The organism is Micromonospora sediminicola (assembly GCF_900089585.1).
GTDB lineage: Bacteria > Actinomycetota > Actinomycetes > Mycobacteriales > Micromonosporaceae > Micromonospora > Micromonospora sediminicola.
The window spans coordinates 3398252-3421401 of sequence record NZ_FLRH01000003.1; the positions used below are offsets into that span (position 1 = coordinate 3398252).

20 protein-coding genes are annotated in these 23150 nt (G+C 74.3%); 14 read left to right on the top strand and 6 right to left on the bottom strand.

Features of this window, described 5'->3' with window-relative positions; all coding sequences use genetic code 11:
* The first annotated feature begins 14 nt into the window (after window positions 1-14).
* The 8 genes from GA0070622_RS16185 (at window position 15) to GA0070622_RS16220 (ending at window position 7199) form a co-directional block, all read left to right on the top strand.
* Window positions 15-365 (top strand): YciI family protein, encoded by a 351-nt coding sequence (locus GA0070622_RS16185; protein ID WP_091577506.1) that lies wholly within the window; start codon window positions 15-17, stop codon window positions 363-365.
* The gene (locus GA0070622_RS16190) at window positions 362-1570 is read left to right on the top strand and encodes an RNA polymerase sigma factor (RefSeq protein WP_091574064.1); all 1209 of its coding nucleotides are present in this window, start codon (window positions 362-364) and stop codon (window positions 1568-1570) included. The genes GA0070622_RS16185 and GA0070622_RS16190 overlap by 4 nt, the downstream gene beginning before the upstream one ends.
* A gap of 72 nt (window positions 1571-1642) precedes the next feature.
* Window positions 1643-2452, top strand: coding sequence for an ABC transporter ATP-binding protein (locus GA0070622_RS16195; RefSeq protein WP_091574065.1), 810 nt, complete (start codon window positions 1643-1645; stop codon window positions 2450-2452).
* Window positions 2449-3165, top strand: a complete 717-nt coding sequence (locus GA0070622_RS16200; RefSeq protein ID WP_091574066.1) for an ABC transporter ATP-binding protein — start codon at window positions 2449-2451, stop codon at window positions 3163-3165. The genes GA0070622_RS16195 and GA0070622_RS16200 overlap by 4 nt, the downstream gene beginning before the upstream one ends.
* Before the next feature lie 22 nt (window positions 3166-3187).
* Window positions 3188-4066: a branched-chain amino acid ABC transporter permease gene (locus tag GA0070622_RS16205; protein ID WP_091574067.1), complete on the top strand. Its 879-nt coding sequence runs from the start codon at window positions 3188-3190 to the stop codon at window positions 4064-4066.
* A complete protein-coding gene (locus tag GA0070622_RS16210) occupies window positions 4063-5184 on the top strand; it encodes a branched-chain amino acid ABC transporter permease (protein ID WP_091574068.1) in 1122 nt (373 codons plus the stop codon). The genes GA0070622_RS16205 and GA0070622_RS16210 overlap by 4 nt, the downstream gene beginning before the upstream one ends.
* A 38-nt stretch (window positions 5185-5222) precedes the next feature.
* On the top strand, window positions 5223-6494 hold the full coding sequence (locus GA0070622_RS16215) for an ABC transporter substrate-binding protein (protein ID WP_091574069.1): 1272 nt from the start codon (window positions 5223-5225) through the stop codon (window positions 6492-6494).
* A gap of 90 nt (window positions 6495-6584) precedes the next feature.
* Window positions 6585-7199 (top strand): TetR/AcrR family transcriptional regulator, encoded by a 615-nt coding sequence (locus GA0070622_RS16220; RefSeq protein WP_091574070.1) that lies wholly within the window; start codon window positions 6585-6587, stop codon window positions 7197-7199.
* A gap of 9 nt (window positions 7200-7208) precedes the next feature.
* Here the strand turns inward: GA0070622_RS16220 and GA0070622_RS16225 are convergent, their stop codons facing one another.
* Window positions 7209-7628 carry a MarR family winged helix-turn-helix transcriptional regulator gene (locus GA0070622_RS16225; RefSeq protein WP_091574071.1) on the bottom strand — a complete coding sequence of 140 codons (420 nt, stop codon included), beginning with the start codon at window positions 7626-7628 and terminating at the stop codon, window positions 7209-7211.
* A 121-nt stretch (window positions 7629-7749) separates the two neighbouring features.
* On the opposite strand from GA0070622_RS16225, the gene GA0070622_RS16230 reads away from it, so the two are divergent.
* Window positions 7750-9501 carry an ABC transporter ATP-binding protein gene (locus GA0070622_RS16230; protein ID WP_245666346.1) on the top strand — a complete coding sequence of 584 codons (1752 nt, stop codon included), beginning with the start codon at window positions 7750-7752 and terminating at the stop codon, window positions 9499-9501.
* 189 nt (window positions 9502-9690) lie between these two features.
* On the opposite strand, the gene GA0070622_RS16235 is transcribed toward GA0070622_RS16230, so the two are convergent.
* On the bottom strand, window positions 9691-10611 hold the full coding sequence (locus GA0070622_RS16235; RefSeq protein ID WP_091574073.1) for a hypothetical protein: 921 nt from the start codon (window positions 10609-10611) through the stop codon (window positions 9691-9693).
* 239 nt (window positions 10612-10850) lie between these two features.
* On the opposite strand from GA0070622_RS16235, the gene GA0070622_RS16240 reads away from it, so the two are divergent.
* The 5 genes from GA0070622_RS16240 to GA0070622_RS16260 all read left to right on the top strand — a co-directional run bounded on the left by GA0070622_RS16240 (window position 10851) and on the right by GA0070622_RS16260 (window position 16454).
* Window positions 10851-11711: an alpha/beta fold hydrolase gene (locus GA0070622_RS16240; protein WP_091574074.1), complete on the top strand. Its 861-nt coding sequence runs from the start codon at window positions 10851-10853 to the stop codon at window positions 11709-11711.
* Entirely contained in the window at window positions 11708-12322 is a 615-nt protein-coding gene (locus GA0070622_RS16245) for a hypothetical protein (protein WP_176710499.1), read from the top strand. The genes GA0070622_RS16240 and GA0070622_RS16245 overlap by 4 nt, the downstream gene beginning before the upstream one ends.
* Window positions 12323-12443: 121 nt before the next feature.
* On the top strand, window positions 12444-15353 hold the full coding sequence (locus tag GA0070622_RS16250) for a M36 family metallopeptidase (protein ID WP_245666348.1): 2910 nt from the start codon (window positions 12444-12446) through the stop codon (window positions 15351-15353).
* Window positions 15354-15527: 174 nt separating this feature from the next.
* Window positions 15528-15968, top strand: a complete 441-nt coding sequence (locus GA0070622_RS16255) for a ribonuclease domain-containing protein (RefSeq protein ID WP_091574076.1) — start codon at window positions 15528-15530, stop codon at window positions 15966-15968.
* 54 nt (window positions 15969-16022) lie between these two features.
* Window positions 16023-16454: a barstar family protein gene (locus tag GA0070622_RS16260; protein ID WP_091574077.1), complete on the top strand. Its 432-nt coding sequence runs from the start codon at window positions 16023-16025 to the stop codon at window positions 16452-16454.
* Between the two features lie 521 nt (window positions 16455-16975).
* Here GA0070622_RS16260 and GA0070622_RS16265 read toward each other — a convergent pair.
* From GA0070622_RS16265 to GA0070622_RS16280, 4 genes are all read right to left on the bottom strand, one after another.
* On the bottom strand, window positions 16976-17692 hold the full coding sequence (locus tag GA0070622_RS16265) for an HD domain-containing protein (RefSeq protein ID WP_091574078.1): 717 nt from the start codon (window positions 17690-17692) through the stop codon (window positions 16976-16978).
* Between the two features lie 56 nt (window positions 17693-17748).
* Entirely contained in the window at window positions 17749-21036 is a 3288-nt protein-coding gene (locus GA0070622_RS16270; RefSeq protein ID WP_091574079.1) for an ATP-binding protein, read from the bottom strand.
* Between the two features lie 102 nt (window positions 21037-21138).
* Window positions 21139-21558 (bottom strand): ATP-binding protein, encoded by a 420-nt coding sequence (locus GA0070622_RS16275; protein ID WP_091574080.1) that lies wholly within the window; start codon window positions 21556-21558, stop codon window positions 21139-21141.
* Window positions 21559-21794: 236 nt separating this feature from the next.
* Window positions 21795-23138 carry a pectate lyase family protein gene (locus tag GA0070622_RS16280; protein ID WP_091574081.1) on the bottom strand — a complete coding sequence of 448 codons (1344 nt, stop codon included), beginning with the start codon at window positions 23136-23138 and terminating at the stop codon, window positions 21795-21797.
* Between the last annotated feature and the right edge of the window lie 12 nt (window positions 23139-23150).

Sequence of the window (23150 nt, forward strand, 5' to 3'; positions counted from 1 at the left end):
ACGAGGAGGAGCCGATGAGGCAGTACCTGATCAGCATGTACCAGCCGGCCGGCGCGGTCCGGCCGGACCCGGAGTTCCTGGCCGGGGTGATGCGCGAGGTCGAGGCCATCGGCCGGGACCTGCGGGAGGCCGGGTGCTGGGTGTTCGGCGACGGGCTGCACGCGCCGGAGACCGCCACCGTGCTGCGCCCGGACGGCGACGCGGTGCTGGTCACCGACGGGCCGTTCACCGAGGGCAAGGAGTACCTGGGCGGCGTCACCGTCATCCGGGCGCCCGACCTGGACGCCGCGCTCGACTGGGGTCGCCGCTACGCCCGCGCCACCACGCTGCCGATCGAGGTGCGCCCGTTCCAGGGCGAGGGATGACCGCTGTCGAACGCGTCTTCCGCGCGGAGTACGGCCGCGCGGTCGCCGTCCTGGTCCGCCTCCTCGGCGACATCGACCTCGCCGAGGAGGCGGTCCAGGAGGCGTTCACGGTCGCGGTGCGGCGGTGGGCCGTCGACGGGCCACCGCCCAGCCCGGCCGGCTGGATCGTCACCACCGCCCGGAACCGGGCGATCGACCGGCTGCGTCGCGAGTCCACCCGGGCCGCTCGCCACGCCGAGGCCGCCCTGCTGCACGCCGCCGACCCGCCCGTCGAGGAGGGGCCCGTGACCGACGACCGGCTGCGCCTGATCTTCACCTGCTGCCACCCGGCGCTCGGCGCCGCCGCGCGGGTGGCGCTGACGCTGCGCCTGCTCGGCGGCCTGAGCACCGCCGAGATCGCCCGGGCGTTCCTGGTGCCGGAGCCGACCATGGCCCAACGCCTGGTCCGGGCCAAGGCCAAGATCCGCGACGCCGGGATCCCGTACCGGGTGCCCCGCGACGCCGACCTGCCCGACCGGCTGCGCGGGGTGCTCGCCGTGGTCTACCTGATCTTCAACGAGGGGCACACCGCCAGCGCGGGGGAGCGGCTCGGTCGCGCCGAACTGGGGGCCGAGGCGATCCGGCTGGGCCGGTTGCTGGTGGCGCTGATGCCGGACGAGCCGGAGGCGCTCGGCCTGCTCGCGCTGATGCTGCTGGTCGAGGCGCGGCGTCCCGCCCGGACCGGGCCGGACGGTGTGCCGGTGCCGCTGCCCGAACAGGACCGTGACCGGTGGGACCGGGCGCTGGTGACCGAGGGGCAGGGCCTCGTGCGGCGTTGCCTGCGCCGGGGTCGGCCCGGTCCCTACCAGATCCAGGCCGCGATCAACGCGGTGCACGCCGATGCGGCCACCGCCGCCGGCACCGACTGGACCCAGATCCTCGCCCTCTACGACCAGTTGGCGGCGTGCGCGCCCGGGCCGGTGGTGGCGCTGAACCGGGCGGTCGCGCTGGCCGAGGTACGCGGACCCGCGGCTGCGCTGGCCGCTGTGGACCGACTGGACCTGGCCGGCTACCACGTGTGGCACGTCGTCCGCGCCGACCTGCTGCGACGGCTGGGCCGGCCGGGGGAGGCCCGGGCCGCGTACGAGGCGGCGATCGCCGGCACCGCGAACGAGGCGGAACGGACGTTCCTCGGTCGGGCCCGGGACCGGCTGCCGGGGCATTGACGAACGACCGGAGAAAAGTACACTCCCGATGTAAATAGATCGCCCGCGCGCCGTCGACCCGACGAGGTGACGATGAGCCCACCGGCCACCCCCAGCGACGGTCCCGGTCTGGCGCTGCACCACGTCGGCGTCCACTTCGGTGGCCTGGTCGCGTTGGACGACGTCTCGCTGCGGGTGCCGCCGGGCCGGGTGGTCGGCGTGATCGGCCCCAACGGCGCCGGCAAGACGACCCTGTTCAACGTGGTCTGCGGCTTCGTGCGGCCGGGCACCGGCACGCTCACCCTGGACGGCCGGCCGTTCCGACCCCGCCCGCACCGGCTCACCCGACTCGGCATCGCCCGCACGCTCCAGGGCGTCGGCCTGTTTCCCGGCCTGACCGTGCTGGAGAACGTGGTGACCGGCGCCAGCCACGACGCCCGGGCCGGCTTCGCCGCCGCGCTGTTCGGCCTGCCCCGCAGCGACCGCGACGAGCGGCGGCTGCGCGCCCGGGCCCTCGACCTGCTCGCCGAGCTGGGCGTCGACCGCCACGCCGGGGCCGCGCCGGCCACCCTGCCCTACCCGGTGCGCAAGCGGGTCGCGCTGGCCCGCGCGCTGATCGCCCGGCCCCGCCTGCTGCTGCTCGACGAGCCGGCCGGCGGGCTCGGCGCCGACGACGTGGCCGAGCTGGCCGACCTGGTCCGGGCCCTGCCCGAGCGCGACGACGGCTGCGCCGTGCTGCTCGTCGAGCACCACATGGACCTGGTCATGTCCGTCTGCGACGAGCTGGTGGTGCTCGACTTCGGCCGGGTGATCGCCGCCGGGCCGCCGGAGCGCATCCGCGACGACCCCCGGGTCACCGAGGCCTACCTCGGCGCCGACGTGCCGACCGGGGGCACGGCATGACCGCGGTGCTGGAGGTCGAGGCGCTCAGCGCCGGCTACGGCCCGGTGCCGGTGCTGCGGGACGTGGCGTTCACCGTGCCGGCGGGCACCGTCGCCGCCGTGCTCGGCGCCAACGGCGCCGGCAAGACCACGCTGCTGCGGACGCTGTCGGGGCTGCTGCGGCCCACCGGCGGCCGGATCCGGTACGCGGGGGAGGACCTGCGCGGCGTCCGGGTGGAGCACCTGGTCCGGCGCGGGGTGGCGCACGTGCCCGAGGGACGCGGCGTGGTGACCGAGCTGACCGTCGCGGAGAACCTGCGCCTGGGCGGGCTGTGGCGGCGGGACCGGGCCGACGCCCGGCGCGCCCAGGACGAGGTGTACGCGCTCTTCCCGGCCCTGGCCGACCGGCGCGACCACCTCGGACACCAGCTCTCCGGCGGGGAACGGCAGATGCTCGCGATCGGCCGGGCGTTGATCGCCCGCCCCCGCCTTCTGCTGCTCGACGAGCCGTCGCTCGGGCTGGCTCCCCGGGTGACCGCGCAGATCATGGCGCTGCTGCGGCGGCTGCGCGACGAGCGGGGGATGACCGTCCTGCTGGTCGAGCAGAACGTGCGCACCGCGCTCTCCGTCGCCGACCAGGGGATCGTCATGTCACTCGGCCGGGTGGTGACCGCCGCGCCGGCGGACCGGCTGCGTGACGACGACCGGCTGCGGCACGCCTACCTCGGGTTCTGACCGGCGAGCAGAAGGGTCGCGGATGCAGCGGTTCTGGTTCCTCACCTTCGACGGGCTCGCCGCGGGCGCGGTCTACGCCGCGTTCGCGCTCGCGCTGGTGCTCATCTGGCGGGCAGCCCGGGTGGTCAACTTCGCCCAGGGCGCGATGGCGGTCGCCACCGCGTACGTCGGCTACGCGGTCGCCGGCGCGACCGGCTCCTACTGGCTGGGCCTGGCCGCCGCGGTGCTGTCCGGCCTGGCCCTGGGCGCGCTGGTGGAACGGGTGCTGATGCGCTTCGTCGGCTCCGCCGGCCCGCTCAACCAGGTGATCGTCGCGCTCGGGCTGGTGCTGCTGATCCAGGCGGTGCTCGGCATGGTCTTCGGCAACGGCTACCGGCCGGCGGCCACCCCGTTCGACACCGACGCGCTCACCATCGGCGGGGTCGCCGCGCTGTCCCCGTACGACCTCTGGGTGCTCGGCGCGGCGCTGGCGGTCGTGGTGCTGCTCGCGCTGCTGTTCACCCGCACGCCGGTCGGCCTGCGGATGCGGGCCGCCGCGTTCGCCCCCGAGGTGTCCCGGCTGCTCGGCGTGAGCGTCGGCCGGATGCTCACGCTGGGCTGGGCGCTGGCCGCCGGCGTCGGCGCGCTCGCCGGCATGCTGGTCGTCCCCACCGGCCTGGGCCTGCACCCGCACGCCATGGACCTGGTCTTCGTGGTGGCGTTCACCGCCGCCGTGGTCGGTGGCCTGGACAGCCCGGTCGGCGCGGTGGTCGGCGGCCTGCTGGTCGGGCTGATCCTGTCCTACGTCACCGGCTACCTGGGACCGGACACCACGCCGCTGGCGGTGCTGGTGCTGCTGCTGGCCGTCCTGCTGGTCCGTCCCGGCGGGCTCTTCTCCGCGGCGAGAGCGAGGCACGTGTGACCACCACCCGCACCGAAGAGGCCCCGCCGTCGGCGTTGCGCCGGCTGCTGCCCGGCGCGCCGGCCGGCGCCGGCCCGCGCTCGGCGACGCTGCTGCGGCACCTGGCCGTGGCGGTGTTCGCCGGCACGCTCGTCGTGCTGCTGACCAACCAGCTCCCGCCCTACCAGAACCTCCAGGTGGCGCGGGTGTGCGCGTTCCTCTGCGTCACCGCCGGCTACACCGTGCTGGTCGGGCTCAACGGGCAGCTCTCGCTCGGCCACGGCGCGCTGATGGCCACCGGCGCCTACACCGTCGCCCTGGTCCAGCAGGGGTTCGACGACCGGGGCGTGCGCGGGTGGTGGGTCCTGCCCGGGTCGCTGCTGGCCGCCGTCGCGGTGACCGCGCTGGGCGGGCTGGTCGTCGGGCTGGCCGCGGCCCGGCTGCGTGGGCCGTACCTGGCCGGCGTGACGCTCGCCGTGGCCACGCTGGTGCCGGCCGTGACCACCATCTTCACCGGCGTGTTCAACGGCGAGCAGGGGCTGCGCTTCCCGGCGCAGACGCCGCCGGCCGGGCTCGGCGCGTACTTCCAGCCGGAACGCTGGCTGGCCTGGATCGCGCTGGCCGCCGCGCTGCTGACCATGGTGCTGCTGGCCAACCTGGTCCGCAGCCGGTTCGGCCGGTCGCTGCGCGCGGTCCGCGACGACGAGGTGGCGGCCCGGCTCGCCGGCATCCCGGTGGCCCGCACCCAGGTGCTCGCGTTCGTGGTCAGCGCCGCCTGCGCCGGGCTCGGCGGCGGCGTCTACGCGGTGCTCACCGCCACCGTCGCCCCGGGCAAGTTCCCGCTCGACCTGTCGCTGTTTCTGCTCATGGCCATCGTGATCGGCGGCCTGGGCAGCCTGGCCGGGGCGGTCTGGGGCGCGCTGCTGCTGGTTGCCCTCCAGGACCTGCCCGGCCTGCTCACCGACCACCTCGACCTGCCCGCCGCGCTGGCCCAGCGGCTGGAGGGCAACCTCGCGCTGGCCGTGTTCGGCCTGATCCTCATCGTCGTCATGCTCGCCGCCCCGGGCGGCCTGCAGGCCGGCGTACGCGCCCTCGCCACCCGGCTGCGCGCCACCGTCCGGCGTGCGCCGGACCGCTGATCCACCGGTCCCACCCACCCGCACCGGATTGGAGAACCATGCGCCCCACCACCCGCCGCGTTCTCGCGGCCGCCGCCGGCCTGGCCCTGCTGGCCGCGTCGACGGCCTGCGCCGACGACGCCAAGCAGGCCGCCGAGAACGTCCCCGGCGTCACCGACGGCGAGGTCGTCATCGGTACCCACCAACCGCTCACCGGCCCCGCCGCGCCCGGCTACTCGAAGATCTCCGCCGCCACCAAGGCCTACTTCGAGCACGTCAACAGCAAGGGCGGGGTGCACGGCCGGAAGATCGTCTACAAGGTCATGGACGACGGCTACAACCCGGCCAACACCGAGAACGTGGTCCGCAAGCTGGTCCTCGACGACAAGGTCTTCGCGCTGCTCGGCGGGCTGGGCACGCCGACGCACACCAACGTGCTGGAGTTCGTCAAGACGCAGAAGGTGCCGGACCTGTTCGTCTCCTCCGGCAGCCGCAACTGGAACCAGCCGGAGAAGTACCCGACGACCTTCGGCTGGCAGCCCGACTACACGGTCGAGGGCAAGATCCTGGCCAGCTGGGTCAAGCGGGAGTTCCCCGGCGCCAAGGTGTGCCACTTCGGGCAGAACGACGACTTCGGCCGCGACTCCCTGGCCGGGGTGGAGCAGGTCCTCGGCGCGGTGGCGGCGAAGCAGACCTACACCACCACCAACCAGCAGGTCGGGCCGGCGATCGGCGCGTTGCGGGCGGCCGGTTGCCAGGTGGTCATCTCGGCCAGCATTCCCGGCTTCACCGCGCTGGCCATGGGGCAGGCCGCCGGGCAGGGCTTCAAGGCGCAGTGGGTGGTGTCCAACGTGGGCGCCGACTACACCACGCTGTCGGCCCAGCTCGGCGACAAGAAGGTGATCCTGGAGGGCATGGTCGCCGACAACTACCTGCCCATGGTGGGCGACACCACCAACCCGTGGATCCAGGAGTTCACCAAGATCCACCAGAGGTACAACGCGGGCAACCCGGTCGACGGCAACGCCATCTACGGCTACTCGATGGCGTACACCTTCGTCCAGGCGCTGCTCGCCGCCGGACCCGAACCCACCCGGGAGAAGCTGGTCGCGGCCGTGCGCAAGGGCGGATTCCGAGGGCCCGGCCTCACCCCCTTCCGGTACGCCGAGAACGTGCACGCCGGCTACAGCGGGGTACGCCTGAGCCGGGTGACCGGCGGCGCGCAGACGTACTTCGGTCCCACGTACACCACCGACGACGGCGACGCCCCGGTCACCGAGTTCACCGAACCGCCGACCACCCCGCCGGCGGACGCCGTTCCGACCGCCTGACCAGCACGTGCACCGGGCGGCCGGGTGACGGCCGCCCGGTGGCGCGCCCGTAGAGTGGCCGCCGTCGGTCGAGAACGGGGGAGCCGTCCCATGATCGAGGTGGATACCGACCCGCCGGCCCGGGTGGACGGCCGGGCGGCGCGGGCGGAACGGACCCGGGCCGCGATCGTCGAGGCGCACCTGGCGCTGATCGACGCCGGCGACCTGCGACCCACCGGGGAGCGGATCGCCGAGCGGGCCGGGGTGTCGCTGCGCACCCTCTGGACCAACTTCAAGGACATGGAGACGCTCTTCGCGGCCACCGGCCGGCGCATCGGCGAGCGGCAGGCCAGGATCTGGCGGCCCGTCCCGCCGGGGCTGCCGCTGGCCGCCCGCATCGCCGAGTTCACCGGCCAGCGGGCCCGGATGCTGGAGGTGCTGGCGCCGTCGGCCCGTGCGTCGGCGCTGCGGGAGCCGTTCTCGCCGCAGCTGCGGCGCAACCGGGAGGCGGCCATCGCCCGGGTCCGGCAGGAGATCGAGGCGGTGTTCGGCGCCGAGCTGGCGCACGCCGGGCCCGGCCGGGGGCAGTTGCTGGACGCGGTGACCGTGGCCTGCACCTGGGCCGCCTGGTCGATGATGCGCGACGCGATGGGCCTCGACGTCGAGGCCGCCCGCGCCGCCATGGCCCGTACGCTGCACGCGCTGCTCACCGCGGGCCGGGGCTGACCCGGCGGTCTACTCCTCGCGCAGCCGGCGCAGGATCCGGGCCAGCTCCGCCCGGTCGTCCGGGTCGAGCGCGCCGAAGAAGCGCTCCGCCTCGGTGGCCCGGGCCGCCCGGATCGCGGCGCCGACCCGGTCGCCCTCGGCGGTCGGCGCGACCAGCGTGGCCCGCCGGTCGCCCGGGTCGGGGCGTCGCTCGACCAGCCCCCGCTCCTGGAGTCCGTCGACCACCTCGGTGGCGGAACGGGGCGCGATGCGCAGGTGCTCGGCGAGCGCCCCGGGCCGCAGCGCGCCGTGCCGCAGCAGGACACCGAGCGCCCGCGCCTGCCCGGGGCTGATCTCCCAGGGCTCCAGCGCGCCCTTGGTCTGGTGGCGCAGTCGCCGGGCCACCGCCCAGAACGTCTCGGCCAGGCTCTCCTCGTCGGTGCCGGTCACGGGAATACGGTAACAGCAACTCCTGTTGTTCCCTCATGATGAGGTAACCTCAGCATCATCCCCGGGACAGAGGAGCACCCCCTTGGATCGCATCCCCGACGGCCGCGGAGCCGGCCGAACCGTGTCCGCCGCCGAGAAGGCCCAGGCCCGCGACGTCTCGCTGCGCCGCATCGGCGGCCTCTTCACCGCCCACCGCCGCCCGCTCGCCGCCGTGGTGGCGATCATCGTGGCGTCCTCGGTCATCGCGATGGCCTCGCCGTTCCTGCTGCGTACCGTCATCGACCGGGCGCTGCCCGACCGTGACCTCACGCTGCTGGCCTGGCTGGTCGCCGGCATGGTCGCGGTCGCCGCGGTCACCGCGGTGCTCGGCGTCGCCCAGACCTGGATCTCCACCCGCGTCGGTCAGGAGGTCATGCACCGGCTGCGCAATGACGTCTTCGCCCACCTCCAGCGGCAGTCGATCGGCTTCTTCGTGCGCACCCGCACCGGCGAGGTGCAGTCGCGCATCACCAACGACATCGGCGGCATGCAGGCGGTGGTCACCTCCACCGCCACCTCGATCGCGGCCAACCTCACCACCGTCGTCGCCACCACCATCGCCATGCTGGCGCTGAGCTGGCGGCTCACCCTCGTCTCGGCGGTCGTGCTGCCGCCCGCGCTCTGGCTCACCCGCCGGGTCGCCCGGCTGCGCCGGGAGATCACCGCCCGGCGCCAGCGGGAGCTGGCCGACCTCACCGTGACCATCGAGGAGGGGCTGTCGGTCAGCGGCGTACGGCTGGCCAAGACGCTCGGCACCGGCACGGCCCTGGTCGACCGGTTCACCGCCTCCTCGGCCCGCCTGGTCGACCTGGAACTGCGCTCCGAGCTCGCCGGCCGCTGGCGGATGGCCGCCATGACCGTCGTCTTCGCGGCCATCCCCGCCGTGATCTACCTGGGCGCCGGCCTGCCCGGCACCGCCGGCACGCTCACCATCGGCACCCTGGTCGCCTTCACCGCGTTGCAGGGCAACCTGTTCCGGCCGCTGATGGGCCTGCTCAACGTGGGCGTCACGCTCACCGCCTCGCTGGCGCTGTTCGCCCGCATCTTCGAATACCTCGACCTGCCCGTCGAGGTCGCCGAGCCGGCCCGCCCGGTGCCGCTGGACCCGGCCACGGTCCGCGGCCACCTGCGCGTCGAGGACGTGACGTTCAGCTACCCGGGCAGCGACACCGCCGCCCTGGCCGGGGTCAGCCTGGACGTGCCCGCCGGCACCAGCCTGGCCCTGGTCGGCGAGACCGGCTCCGGCAAGAGCACCCTCGCCGCGCTGGTCAGCCGGCTGCACGACCCGGACGCTGGGCGGATCACCATCGACGGGATCGACCTGCGCGACCTGCGCCTGGCCGACCTGGCCGCCGTCGTGGGCGTGGTCAGCCAGGAGACCTACCTGCTGCACGGCACCGTGCGGGACAACCTCCGGTACGCCCGGCCCGACGCCACCGACGCCGACATCGAGGCCGCCGCGCGCGCCGCGCGCATCCACGACCTGATCGCCGCGCTGCCCGACGGCTACGACACCATGGTCGGCTCGCGCGGCCACCGCTTCTCCGGCGGCGAGCAGCAGCGCCTGGCGATCGCCCGCACACTGCTGCGCGACCCGCGGATCCTGGTGCTCGACGAGGCGACCAGCGCGCTGGACACCGAGACCGAGCGCGCGGTGCAGCGGGCCCTCGACGAGCTGACCCGGGGCCGGACCGTGGTGACCATCGCGCACCGGCTGTCCACGGTCCGCGACGCCGACCGGATCGCGGTACTCGACCACGGCCGGATCGTCGAGTCCGGCACCCACGACGCGCTGCTCGACCACCAGGGCCGCTACGCCACCCTGGTCGGCTGACCCACCCAGTCCCCGGCCCCGCCCCGCCCCGCCCCGGCCCGGCCCCGCCCCGCCCCGGCCCGGCCCCGCCCCGCCCCGGCCCGGCCCCGGCCGGCCCGGCCCCGGCTCGGCGATCTTGGACTTGTGGTGCCTCGGATGTTCCATTTCGACTGGTATCGGAGGTGCCACAACTCCAAGATCGACGTCGGTTCAGGGCTTGTGGGGTCTCGGCTCGTCCGGGGGTACGGGGCGTGGGCGTTGGCCGGGGGCCGGGCGCGGGGCGGGTGGGGGCAGCAGCGGCTCCAGCGGCGTGAACGCCTCCGCCTGCGTGCCCGGTCGTGGTCCGCGCCGCCCCGCCGGAGTTCCCTCCGACGGTCGCGCCGGCTCCCCGGCCGGCCGGCTCTCGCCCGTCGGCCGGCTCTCGCCCGTCAGGCCCGGCTCCGGTGGGTTGCGCCGGCTCTCGCCCGTCCGGCCCGGCCCCGCCGGGTCGCGCCGGTCGCGCTCCTGGGCGTACTCGCTGCGCCGGCGGGCCAGGTCCCGCTCGCACTCCAGCGCGATGCGCTGCTCCCAGTACGGCTGGAGCAGCCGGCGGACCCGCTCGTCCAGGTGCACCGTCACGTCCGGCTCGCAGGTGAACGTCACCTCGCCCCGCGCGTACGTCCACGGGGGCGGGTCGTCCTGCGCCAGGGCCGCCGACAACGCCGTGTGCAGCTCGCGCGGGCGGTGCGGCGGCACCTCCACCGAGCACCGGACCGCCAGCCGGTGCAACCGCTGCGTCGCCTGCGGCTGGAAGTAGTCGACGTACCAGCCGAACAGCTCCGGTCGCGCGGTCTCCGACGACCAGGTGAACGTGACGCGGACCAGGAACACGTAGACCTGACCCTGCGCCGGCACCACCAGCGGCTCCGGGAAGCGCCGGTCGACGGTGGTCACCGGCGTCGCCGGCTCCTCGGTCCACCACAGCTGCCGTAGCGTCGGCTGCGCGCCGGCCCAGAACCGGCGGGTCCGCGAACGGGCCGCGCCGCCCAGGGTGCGGGCCCGCTCGGCCCAGCGCCGTCGCCAGCCGTCCACCGGTTCACCGGGCCTCGGCCGTCGGTCGGTCGGACCCAGGTCCTCCGGCACGCCGGTCATCGCACCCCCTTTCGCCGGGCGGCAGCCGTCGGCCCGGGACGGACAGGGCCTCCGGGACGGCCGGGCGAGGGGTGGACGGATCGTCGCGTGCGGCGACCCCGATCCACGCTAACAACCGGAGCCGGCCGGAGCGGGCCGCCGCGCGGACGGCCCGACCACCCTGCCGGTCGGTCGGGGCGGCGCTCAGGCGGGAACCGGAGACACCGCAGCGGGCCGGGTAAGCGGTCATACTGTGGGCGATGAGCGTCACCGTGCGCACCGACGACGACTGTCTCCTGTGGGCCGAACAGACCGGGTCCGGGCCTCCGCTGGTGCTCTGTCACGGGGGCCCCGGCCTCTGGGACCACCTCGACCCGATCGCCCGACTACTCGGGGACCACGCCCGCGTCACCCGGTGGGACCAGCGCGGTTGTGGCCGCTCGCAGCGCCGTGGGCCGTACGCGGTCGCCCGCTCCGTCGCCGACCTCGACGCCGTCCGCGACCAGTTGGCCGGGCCCCGCACGGCCCTGTTGGGGCACTCGTGGGGCGCGCACCTGGCGTTGCGGTACGCCCTCGACCACCCCGAGAGGGTCAGCCACCTGATCTACGTCTCCGGGACCGGCATCGACGCCGACCGCGGCTGGCACCGGCACTACGAACGGAACCTGCGGACGCGGCTCGGGCATCACCGGCCCCGGTGGGAGGCGCTCGGCTCCCGGGACCGCACGCCGGAGGAGGAACGCGAGTGGGCGGTCCTGCAGTGGTCGGCCGACTTCGCCTACCCGGACACCGCCCTGCGGGACGCCGAGCGGATGGCCACCCCCTGGCTGGGTCTCAACCGCGACTGCAACCGGGCCGTCAACGCGGAGGTCAAGCGCGAGCTCGCCAGCGCCGAACTGGCCGAGCGGTGCCGGGCGCTCGACGTGCCCGTGCTGATCGTCGACGGCGCCGAGGACATCCGTCCCCGGTGGGGCGTCGACTCGCTGCACCGGGCCCTGGGCACCTGCCGACGGGTGGCCATCGCCGGGGCCGGACACCTGCCCTGGGTCGAGCAGCCGGAGGAGTTCCGCCAGGCGGTCACGGACTTCCTCGCGCCGGAGCGGGGAGGACGGGGCCGGTGAGCGTGTGGGGGAACCTGGCGACGCAGCTGCCCGCGCTGCTCGGCGTCCTGGTCGGTACGGCGGGCACGATGCTCGTCACCAGCCTGAACGAACGGACCCGGTGGCGGCGGAGTCAGACCGTCCGCTGGGACGAGCGGCGTCTCGACGCGTACGTGGAGCTGACGAAGGCGGTCAAGGAGATCCACGCCGTCGCCACCCAGATGCTCGGTGAGCATCGTCCGGAGGCGCGGCGGCCGGCGCTCGACCGGGCCGAGGGGCTGGCCCGGCTGGCCGAGGCGGACGTGCGGCACACGCTGGCCTGGGAGGCGGTGCTCCTGCTCGGTGACGAGGCCACCGTCGAGGCCGCCGCCGAGTGGCGGCACGCGGTCCGCGACATCGAGTCGGCGGCGCGTGGCCTGCCCCGCCCGCCGTCCGACGTGCCCGGGATGATCCATCGGGCCGACGTGGGGCGCGACCGGTTCTACCACGCGGCCCGGCGGAGCCTCGGCGTCCGCGGGGGCTCGGTGGCACAGGTGAGGCAGCTGCTCCCGGGATCCGGTGGGGCGGAGCCGGTCACGATCGCGCGGCGACGCCCGGCGGGTCGGAGAGCGGCGGACTCGGGCCAGCCATAGACAGACTGTCATTAATGGATGTTCGGCTGGTGTCGGTGCGTCGATCGTCCTGATCGGATGGCGGAACGGACATCGCCGTTCGACGATGACAGGAGGGACCGTGCGCACACCATCCCGTGCGTTGACGGGGACCACCGCGCTGCTCATGGCAGCCGGCATGGTCCTGACCGCCGCAGCCGGCGGCCAGGCGGCACCCCGGGAGGAGACCGCCACCCAGGCCTCACCCGACCACCTTCCGGGGGACCGGCACGACACCAAGGCCAAGGACAACCGGAAGGGTCGGGTCGCCGCCACCGAGCGGCAGCGGGACCGGGCCGCCGCGCTGGGCGCCCGGGTCCGCTGGACCGACTTCGGTACGCCGGCCACGCTCACCTCGACCGGCAAGCCGCTCGCCACCGGCCTGCCGGCCGACCCGGCGGCCGCCGCCCGCGCCTACGTGACGGCGAACCGGGACGTGCTCGGGCTGACCGCCGAGGGCGCCGCCGGCCTGGAGCAGCTGACCGTCGCGCCGATGGGGCAGGGCGCGACCGTGCTGTTCCGGCAGCGCTTCGGGGACCTGCCGGCCGCCGTCGACGGCATGCTGGCGATCGGCGTACGCGACGGGGCGGTGTGGCACGTCAGCTCTTCGCTGGCCCGCGACGCCGGGACACCGGCGGCGGCCACGATCGACGCCGAGCAGGCCCGGCGGGTCGCGATCGCCGACGCCGGCCGTGCCGACGCGCGGGTGATGCGTACCTCGCTGGTCGCGGTGCCCACCGCTGACCGGGGGCCGCGCGCGGCGTGGGAGGTGGTGCTCGGCGCGGACACCACCGGCGCGGACCCGGCCGCCTACTCCACCTACGTGGACGCCCGCGACGGCGCCGTGCTGGTCCGCGAGGACCTGATCGACCACGACGCGGACCACCCGTCCTGGGACGTCTTCCCGAACTCGCCGCGGGTCGACCGGTCCTCGGTCGACACCCGGGTGCGCTGGTGCGCCACACCGGCCCCCGGCTGCCGCGAGGTGGTGGGCGTGCCGGGGCACCCGGCGTGGGACGTGGACCCGGCGACCGGGGCGTCCACCACGACGACCAAGGGCAACAACGCGATCGCGGTGCAGAACTGGTTCAGCAACGACCCGTTCAGCGTCGGCACCGAGACCGCCACGCCCCGGCCGGACCGGGTCTACGCGTACCCGTGGACCAACCAGTGGCAGGAGCGGCGCTGCGACCCGGAGGTGTTCACCTCGCCGGAGGCCAACGACATCGACGCGGCCCGGGCCAACCTGTTCGCCATGCACAACCGGATGCACGACTGGACCTACCACCTGGGCTTCACCGAGGAGACCTGGAACCTCCAGCAGGACAACCTCGGCCGGGGTGGCCTCGGCGGCGACGCCGAGCAGGGCAACGCCCAGGCCGGCGGTGTCAGCGGCGGCCCGCCGACGTTCGCGGCGCGTAACAACGCCAACCAGATCACGCCGCCGGACGGGGTCGCGCCGACCACCAACATGTACCTGTGGCAGCCCATCGCCGGGGCGTTCTACGCACCCTGCGTCGACGGCGACTTCGACATGTCGGTGATCGCCCACGAGTACGGCCACGCGGTCACCAACCGCATGATCGCCGGCCCGAGCGCCGGCGTCAGCTCGCCGCAGGGCATGAGCGAGAGCTGGTCGGACCAGCTCGCCATGGAATACCTCTACGAGCACGGGTACGCCGCACCCGGCCGGCGCGGTTTCACCATCGGCGAGTACACCACCGCAGATCCGAACGCGGGCATCCGCAACTACAACATGAGCGCCAGCCCGCTCAACTACGGTGCGGTCGACTACGACCTCGTCGGCCTCCAGGTGCACGCCTCCGGCGAGGTCTGGAGCGCCACCAACACCGACATCCGCGCGGCCATGATGCGCCGCTGGGGCAGCGGCACGCCGGCCGTGCAGAAGGCCTGTGCGACCGGGGCGCGCGAGGTGACCGCCTGCCCGGGCAACCGGCGCTGGATCCAGCTCGTCTTCGACTCGTTCCTGCTGATGGCGGTCAGCCAGGTCAGCATGGTCGACGCCCGGGACGCGATGCTCGCCGCCGACCGGATCCGCTTCGGCGGGGACAACCAGGACCTGCTCTGGAACGCCTTCGCCGAGCGCGGCCTCGGCGAGACCGCGGCCAGCGTCGGCCACACCGACCCCGACCCCACGCCGGGCTTCACCTCGCCGTACGCCCGCGAGGGTTCGCTGCGGTTCCTGCCGATCGGCGAGCGCGGGCCGGTGGCCGGCGCGCAACTGTTCGTCGGGCGCTACCAGGCGCGTGCGGTGCCGGTCGCGGACACCGACGCGGCCACCCCGCTGACCGACCGGGTGGACCTGGTCCCCGGCACCTACGAGTTCGTGGTCCGGGCGCCCGGGTACGGGCACACCCGGATCGGCCCGGTGACGGTCAGGGCCGGCAAGACCCGCCCGCTGGCGGTGCCGCTGCGGCCCAACCTGGCCTCGGTCACCGCCGGCGCGACGGTCGGCGGCGACGGGATCAACCTGCCGCAGATCGCCGACGACGACGAGGCCACCAACTGGGCGTCGCTCGGCGTGCCGGTCGCCGGCCGGCAGGTCACCGTGGACCTGGCCGGCGGCCTCCAGCAGGTACGCCGGGTGCAGGTCAGCGCGATGCTGCGCCCGCCGGTCGCCGGTGACCCGGACGCCGGCACCCAGAACAGGTACTCGGCGCTGCGCCAGTTCCGGGTCCTGGCGTGCACCGCGAAGGGATCGGTGACCTGCGCCGACGCGGCCGACTTCCGGCCCGTCTGGACCAGTCGGCCGGACGCCTTCCCGGCCGTGGCGCCGCGTCCCCGGGCGCCGGAGCTGATCCTGCGGTCGTTCGACATCCCGCGCACCAGGGCCACCCACCTGCGGGTCGAGGTGCTGACCAACCAGTGCACCGGCGCGCCGGACTACGCCGGTGAGCAGGACGCCGACCCCCGGGCGGCGACCGACTGCGCCACGGCCAGCCCGCAGGCGCAGAACGTGCGGATCGCCGAGTTCCAGGCGTTCGCGCGCTGACCACGCGGCGGGTGTGGACGGTTCCCGTCCGCACCCGCCATCGTGTGTTCACCAGCGGTTCGGGGCGTGGACGCCGGACCGGGCCTGTACGCCGGGCAGGATCCTCGGCAGACTGAGCGCCGACCGTCGAACGACGTCGGTCGATGTCCAGTCGGCTCGCTCAAGGAGGATCCCTTGACCCCGTTCCGCGCCGTCGCCACCCGCGTCCGCCGGGCCCTGGCCGCGTCCGCCCTGGTCACCGCCGTGGCCGCCGCCGCGCTCGTCGCCCCGTCCACCGTCTCCACCCGGCTGGCCGAGCCGGCCCGGGCCGCCGTCTACAGCTCGTGCACGCTGTCCCGCTGCGCCGACGCCCGCACCGCCCGCTCCGGCTGGTCGGCGAAGAGCTTCCCGACCAGCCGGGGCTGGTACTCCTGGAGCGGCGGCCAGTGCAACTTCGCCGGCGGCCGGTTCTACAACTACGAGGGGCAGCTGCCCGCCAACGCCACCTACTACGAGTACGACGTCTACCCGCGCGCCTGCAACGCCTCCCGCGACGCGTACCGGATCGTGGTCAACAAGAGCACCGGGGCGACCTGGTTCTCGCCCGACCACTACGCCAACTTCTACCGGCTCTGAGCTCCGTCGGCGCCGGCCCTCCCGGCCGGCGCCGGCTCCGGAAAGGACTGACCCATGGGTGTCGCGCCCCCGCAGCCGCCGGCCTGGCTCACACTGGACGATCAGGCGGCGTCCGCGCCGGCCGGCGTGCCGGTCCCCGGCCCGGCCACCCGGACCCGGGCGGCCCTGCACGAGACGCTCGCCGACGCCCTGGCGCTGCCCTCCTGGTACGGCCACAACTGGGACGCCCTCGCCGACGCGTTGGCCGACCGGCTCGACACCGGGCCGCTCACCCTGGTCGTCACGGGCGCGGCGAACCTGCTCGCCGACGAGCCACCCGCCCAACTCGGCACGTTGCTCGACGTCCTCGGCGCGGTCGCCGCCGGTGGCCACGAGACGCTGCGGGTGGTGTTGCGTGAGCAGCCGGACCGGCTGCCCGCCCTGCGTGCCCGGATCGCCGCCGCCCTGGGCGGCCACGTCGGCGCCCCGCCCTCCGACGCGACCTGACCGCCTCGGCCGACGCTGTCCGCGGCGCCGCCGTCTGCGGCCGGGGTCCGGTCCGGCTCAGCCGCGGCTCGGCCCGACCCGGCCGGCCATGGCCCCGGTCCGGCCCGGCCGCGGCCACGTTGCCCTCGGTCCAGCGCGGCCTCTGATCCCGGCCTCACTGGTCGTCGACCCGGTCCGGTTCCGGCGCCTGATCCCCCCGGCTCTCGTCCGGAGGCGATGCCTGGTTCTCCTGCGGCCACAGCCCGCTGCCGAACCGGCCCGAGGGGCTGCTCGGTGGAGCTGAGTGGGCGGCATGATCGCGCCTGCGGGTGACCTCGCCCCGCACGCCAGAGCCCTCCGGGAGAATGGGCCGACGTTCAGTCGATATACCGCTGGGTCATAACTATGACCCAGCGGTATATCGCTCTCGATGAGTGTGTCCAGCTGCGAGGCTACGGACAGTGAGTTCTCGGCCCGGAGTGCCGTCTTCGTGCGGTGTCCGTCCTCGCCCAGCAGCGCCGTTGCCGTGCGGCGGTGCCGGGTCAGTTCGGCTGGTCGAGGATGGCGCTGAACCGCTCCTCGGCGAGGTCGAGCTGGGCGAAGATGTGCCGCTTGACCGGCGCCGAAAGCGGCGTGTCCGGCCGGGCGATCAGATCGCGGAAGACCGGCACCAGCGGCCGGTACTTGGCGGCCGAGGTCGCCACCTTGGGCCCGACCGTGTGGATCACGCCCACGCCGTTGTCGGTGAAGTCCGACACCTTGATCACCCGCGCCCAGGGCTCGCGGTCGAGGCTGGCCGCCACGTGCTCCCGGTACTGCGCGTGCCGATCCCGACCCGGGTCGTACGCCGGGTTGGTCACCGCCGCGACGAGCCGCGCCACCCGCGGGCCGAAACGGGCGGCGAGCGTGGCCAGTGCCGCCGCCGTCGGATCGCCCGCGCCGGCACCGGCCAGCTCGGCCGGGTGGTCCTCCACCGCGTCGTGCAGCAGCCCCGCGACGATCACGTCGACGTCGCGCACCTGGTAGTGGTGCATCATCCGGATCGCCACCCGGAGCAGGTGGTTGAGGTACGGCTCGCGGACCCGCCGGTCGTCGCGGTGCAGGTCGGCGGCGAGGTCGAGGGCCTCGGTCAGCCGGTCGCGGGCGGCCTCGTCGAACGCCTCGATCTCCAGCCGGAAACGGGCCAGCAGACCGGGCTCACCGTGGATCTCGGTGATCGCGTGCATCGGCATCGTGGCGAGGTACGCGGGGAACTCCATGCGTCCCTTATAGCTGATCTTCGCTCGCCGTGGATGTCGGCTGGCCGACGGCGGACTCACCACCTGCGTCGCCGGGGTAGGTCACGCCACGACATCTGCCGCCAGAACCGCTGCAGGCCGGAGGTGCGCACACCCTGCCACGGCGTCCGGGCCCGGAGGGCGTACCACCGACTCGCCAGGTCGGCCTGCCGGGCGCAGAAGTTCTGATCCATCCGATAGCGCAGCGGTTCCCCCTTCGCCGGCAGGGGACAGAGGCGGAACGCGCAGTCGTCGAGACAGGTGCCGCCGGGCGCGCAGGGCTCGGCGCTGTGCACGCTGCGGTTCGGGTCGAGCGGGTCCCGGTCGCTGGTCAGGCAGGGTGGGAGGTCGCACCGGTCGGCCCGCCGCAACCGGGAGTCACGGGCCCCGGGTGAGCCACCGCGGTCGGCGAGGTTGAGCAACAGCATCACGTCGGCGAGGAGCCGCTCCGCCGTCGGCGTCAGGACGCTCCACCCCATCGAGTCCGGAATCCACAGCCGTTGCAGGCGGCGTACCTCCGGGGACGGGCTGCACGAGCCGACCCGGCTGGCCGTCTCACCCTCGTCGATCCAGCAGAAGCGCTCGGGCTCCCGGGTGACCAGCGCCGAGACGCACAGCCGTCCCACGGCGAGCAGGAAGGGGTGGGCGTCGCACCGCTTCCGCTCCGGCACCCCGCTGCCGGCGATGCGCAACCAGTGCTGGACCAGGCCGACCGGGTCGGCGCCGTGGCCACGGGCGGGGAGTGGCTCACGCGGGTCCAGCGGCAGCGAGAGCAGGGTCAGGGCCTGGACCAGGACGAGCTGGCTGTACCAGAACCGGGAATGGGTGAGTGCCTCCTCGGCCTTCTCGACGAGGAAGCTGCGATCCGTGTTCGGTCGGCCGAGCGGCAGCCGGCGGACATTGGCCGCGAGTCGGAACCCCTGCGCCAGGGCGATCTCCCCGGCGAGGCGCAGCCGGCGGCCCGCCCGGTGCGCGGCCAACTCGTCCAACCACTCGCGCAGGTAGCGCCCGGTCTCGGCGGTCAGGTCCTCGGGGGCCTCGACGTCGCGTTGGACCGACAGGTGCAGCAGGGGCGCCAGCCACCCCCGAAGCTGCTGGTCCCGTGCCAGCACCTCGCTCGCGGTGACGTCGAGGGACAGCGGCCCGAGGCCGTCGAGGGCCCGCAACGCCCGCGCGGCCGGCTGTCCACCCAGGCCTATCTCCCGGGCGGCGGCGAGTCGAACCCGGTAGGAGCCCTCCGCGCGAGCGAGGCGGAACAGCACGTCGTACGGGGGCGGTGGCGAGCAGATCGAGCCGCCCTCGCGGCGCCGCTGCTCGGCGACGAGTCGGGCCGCGTCCCCCCACCGTCGGACGAGGCTGAGCTTGGCCTCGTCGAGCGGTCGGTCACCGAGGTCGCCCTCCTCGAACGTTCGCCAGCGCGCCTCGATGTGCCGGGTGATCCTGTCGTGATCCGGCGGGGAGGCCGCCACGTCGATCTCCAGGGCGGCGCCGTACATCTCCAACCGCCAACAGCTGTTCGGCTCCCGGTCGGCCTGCGTCATCAGCCGGTGGACCAGCCCGCCGACCGGGCCTCCGTCCGGCAGGCCGAGGCGTCGCCCCAGGCGGCGGACGCCGCGTGCCGGCGGATCCCTGTGCTTCCATTCGCCGGGGTCACGGGACAGCAGCGTCAGCGCGATGAGCAGTTCCTTGCTGGGCTGCCCGCGGAAGGACTCGTCGAGCAGGCGGGTCCGCACGTCGGACGCCGTGAGGAACTGTTCGGCGAGGAACGCCTGGACGACCCCGTGCTGGAAGCGCAGGCCCTGCGGTTCGAGTCCGATCAGCGAGAACTCCGCCGCCGTGGTGACCGTGGTGACCAGATCGGCGCGTTCGGTGACGTCCAGCCGATCTCCGACCCGGTCCCGCAGCTCCCGGAACAGCACATGGTGCAGGTGGCTCGCACTGGCCCAACCGCCCAGGTCGTCGTAACTGACGCTCAACGAGTTCCGGAGCAGGCCGACGCAGGCGAGGGCCGAGACCACATCGAGGACGTGCTGGCGTTCCGTCCGGTCGTGGGCGAAGTCCTCGCAGACGTACCCGTCCTCGACCGCGCTGCGCCAGGCGTGCAGCAATCGCAGCCGGACGGCCGACCGGTCCACCGGTCGGCTCGCCTCACCCGGGCCCGGCGTGCTGTCCAGGCCGTGCGGGAGCCGGCGGAAGCGGTGCAGGTCGCGGATCACCTTCAGGTACAGCGGGGACTCGGTGGCGTCGGCGTCGGCGATGAGCGTGGCGACGAGAGCCGAGCCGGCCACCTGGTCGTCGCTGCCCAGTCCGAACGTGAGGGCATGCCCTTCGCTCAGCGGCTCCAGGCCCACCACCACGGCCGGCATGCTGCGCAGCGGATCGTACGGACGGGCGGTCGCGACCAGTGGCAACCGGTTCTCGGCGGCACGGGTGAACGCGTCGCGCAACACGCTGTCGTGTTGACCCTCCCCGCCGTGGCCACCGGTCTCGCCGAGCTCTTCCAGCCCGTCGGCGAGCACCGCGACCTTGTTGCTCCAGCGCAGCTGTCGCCAGAGCCGGTCGCCCTGACCACCGCTGTACAGGTTCGGATCGATCCGGTCGATGAAGCGCTGACGTGCCTCCTTCTCGAAGTCCACGTCTGTCGTGACGTCCAGATCGCGGGCCCGCAGCGCGATCGGCACGATCCCGCGTCGGGCGAGTTCGTGAGCCAGCTTGACCAGGACCGCGCTCTTGCCGGCCCCGACGCCGCCCACCAGAACTATCGGGCATCGCACGTCCGGGTCGCGGATACGTTCGATCAGCACCTCGCACAACTCGTCGCGCCCCACCACGTCACCGAGCAGGTCGTTGGAGGTGCTGATGAGTTCCTCCGGCGTCCGGCGGGCGATGCGCTGGTAGGCCGGATAGACCCGGAACCGGGTGAAGAGGTAGAAGAGTGACAGCCCGATCGGCACCGGGAGCAGCTTGCCGAGCCCTTCGGTGAGCTTCTGGCACTGACCAGCCGCGTCGTCGTCGAGACAGAACTGTCGTGTCAGCCACCGTGTCGGGGGAAACGACCGGGGCGTCGGGTCGTGCGCCAGCAGGTTCCACAGCGGCAACAGCACCTGGGTGAGGAGCCAGACCAGCAGGAACCCGGCCGTGAAGAGGAAGAGCGCGTACCACCACCACGGCCGGTGCCACCAGCGGGCCGCCGCGGCCGGCCGGGCCGCCGACATCCGCTGCGCCTGCTGGGACCGGCCCGCGTACCAGGTCGTCGACCGGCGGACGGCGACGCCGACCCAGCTGCGCGGCGTCCACAGCCAGCCGCGCCAGAGCGGACCTCGCATGCGTCGCACCCCCGTCCGCGCGCCGCCGTACGGGCAGGAGCGAACAACCCTCGCCTCGGGCCGAGGCTAACCCGCGTCGGACCTGCGCAGCGGGGGTTTGCGTCAGCTGCTCGGGGTGAGGTGTTTGACCAGGCGTACGCAGGTGCCCTCCGGCGTACCGACGATGGTCGCCTCGTCCATCACCCGGGACATGATCAACCGCCCCCGGCCCCGGTCGCTGCCGTCGTCGCCGTCGGTCGGCCGCCAGCCGCCGTGGTCGCGTACCTCGATCTCCAACCGGTCGTCGTGCAGTTCCACCCGCAGCGTGGTGATCCCCTCGGGGGCGAAGCGGTAGCCGTGCTCGATGGCGTTGGCGCAGGCCTCCCCGGTGGCGATCAGGACCGTCTCGACGTCCCACTCGCCGACGCCCTGGTCGTGCAGCCAGGCACGCAGCCGTTCCCGCGTGGGTGCGAGCCGTCCGGGGTCGGCCGGCAGGTCGATGGTGAGGAGCCGGCCGGTCCCGCCGGTTGTCCCACCCGCCACGTCCGGCCCTCCGTCCCGTGCCCGCCGCCGGGCCTGGGCACCCACTCGCGCTCTCACCGCCCGATTCTCACCCTGTTGTCCCCGATCGCCGCCGAATCAATCCTCCGGCGGACAATCCGCAAAGGTGATCATCGCGCATCCGGCCTCGCATGTCAGCCGACCCCTCCGGGAACGGCGCCGGGCCGGCGCCGCCGGGGGAGACGCCGGCCCGGTCGGTGCGGGGATCAGCGGTCTGCTCAGAGCGGCAGCCGACCGGCGCCGGACCAGGCGCCGACGACCAGCGGGACCAGCGGCGTCGGCAGCGGCGGGGCGGCCCGCAGGGTGGGTGTCCAGCCGGCGTCGCCGCCGAGGTCGGGGTCGTGCGCGGCGTTGTACGCGGCGCGCAGGTCCACCGGCCGGGGCCGGCGCTCGCCCTGCCGCACCCAGCTGCCCCGCTCGGTCAGCGCGGTGCCGCCCCAGTCGTGGAGCAGGTCGGCGGGGTCCACGTCGTCGGCGAGGGTGAAGAAGTTGTTCTCCGCGTGGATGGCGGACTGCACGCCGACGCCGAGGGCGTACGCGAAGTCCGGCCCGCCGAGCCGGTAGTGGTTCTCGTGCACGTCCACCTGGCCGAACCGCACCCGGGGCAGCCGTTGCAGGTCGCCGTCGAAGAGGTTGTGGTGCACGCTGACCTTGAGCCGGCCGACGTCCGGGCCGACCGTGTTCGAGGAGCCGATCAGCATCAGCTTGTCCCGGCCGACGAACCGGTTCCAGGAGGCGGTGACCAGGCTGGCGGTGTGCGTGACGTCGAGTGAGCCGTCGTGCACCTGGTAGGGCCGGCCGAAGTGGACGGGCTGGTCCCGGTCCGGGTTGTCGCCGTCGGTGAACGTGTTGTGGTCGACCCACACGTGCTCGCTGCGCCGCACGGAGATCTGGTCGTACTGGGAGTTCCAGTTGCCGGCGTCGCCGTCGGTGGGGGACCAGGCGGGGAAGCAGTCCCGGGCGTCGGCCAGCTCCAGGTTGCGCACGATGACGTTGGCGACCCGGTCGATCATCAGGGTCAGCCCGGTCAGCCGGGCGCCGCGCAGCCCGACGATCGTGGTGTTCGAGCCGACGTTGATCTGCGTCTGCCGGGTCTGGGCGGCCACCGACCGCACCCGGGCCGCCTCCAGCGGGCCGCTCGGGTCCACCCGGCCCCAGACCGCCGGGTCGTACGCGGCCAGGTACGCCGGCAGCGAGTACTCCGGGTCGGCCAGGTCGGCGCAGTCGAGCGTCGTGCCGTCGGGTCCCTCGAAGCCGTCGACGGTGCCGGCCACGTACACGATCTTGGGGGTGGCGTCGGCGGCGTTGGTGGCGTTGTCACCGCCGAGGGCGGCGACCAGCTCGGCGCGGGTGCGCACGACGCGTACCCGGTCCGGGGTGGCGGCCGCGCCGCCGGTGGTGCCGGCGCCCTCGGCGGCCCAGCCGTCGTTCGCCGGGAGCGGCTGGCGACCGAGCAGCTCGGCGGCGCGGGACAGCCCGGCGGGCGCGGCCGGCGCCGGGGCGGGGACGGTGATCGTGAGCGCCGCGGCGAGGAGCGCGGCGGCGGCGGTTCGGGTTCGCATGACTCGTTCCGA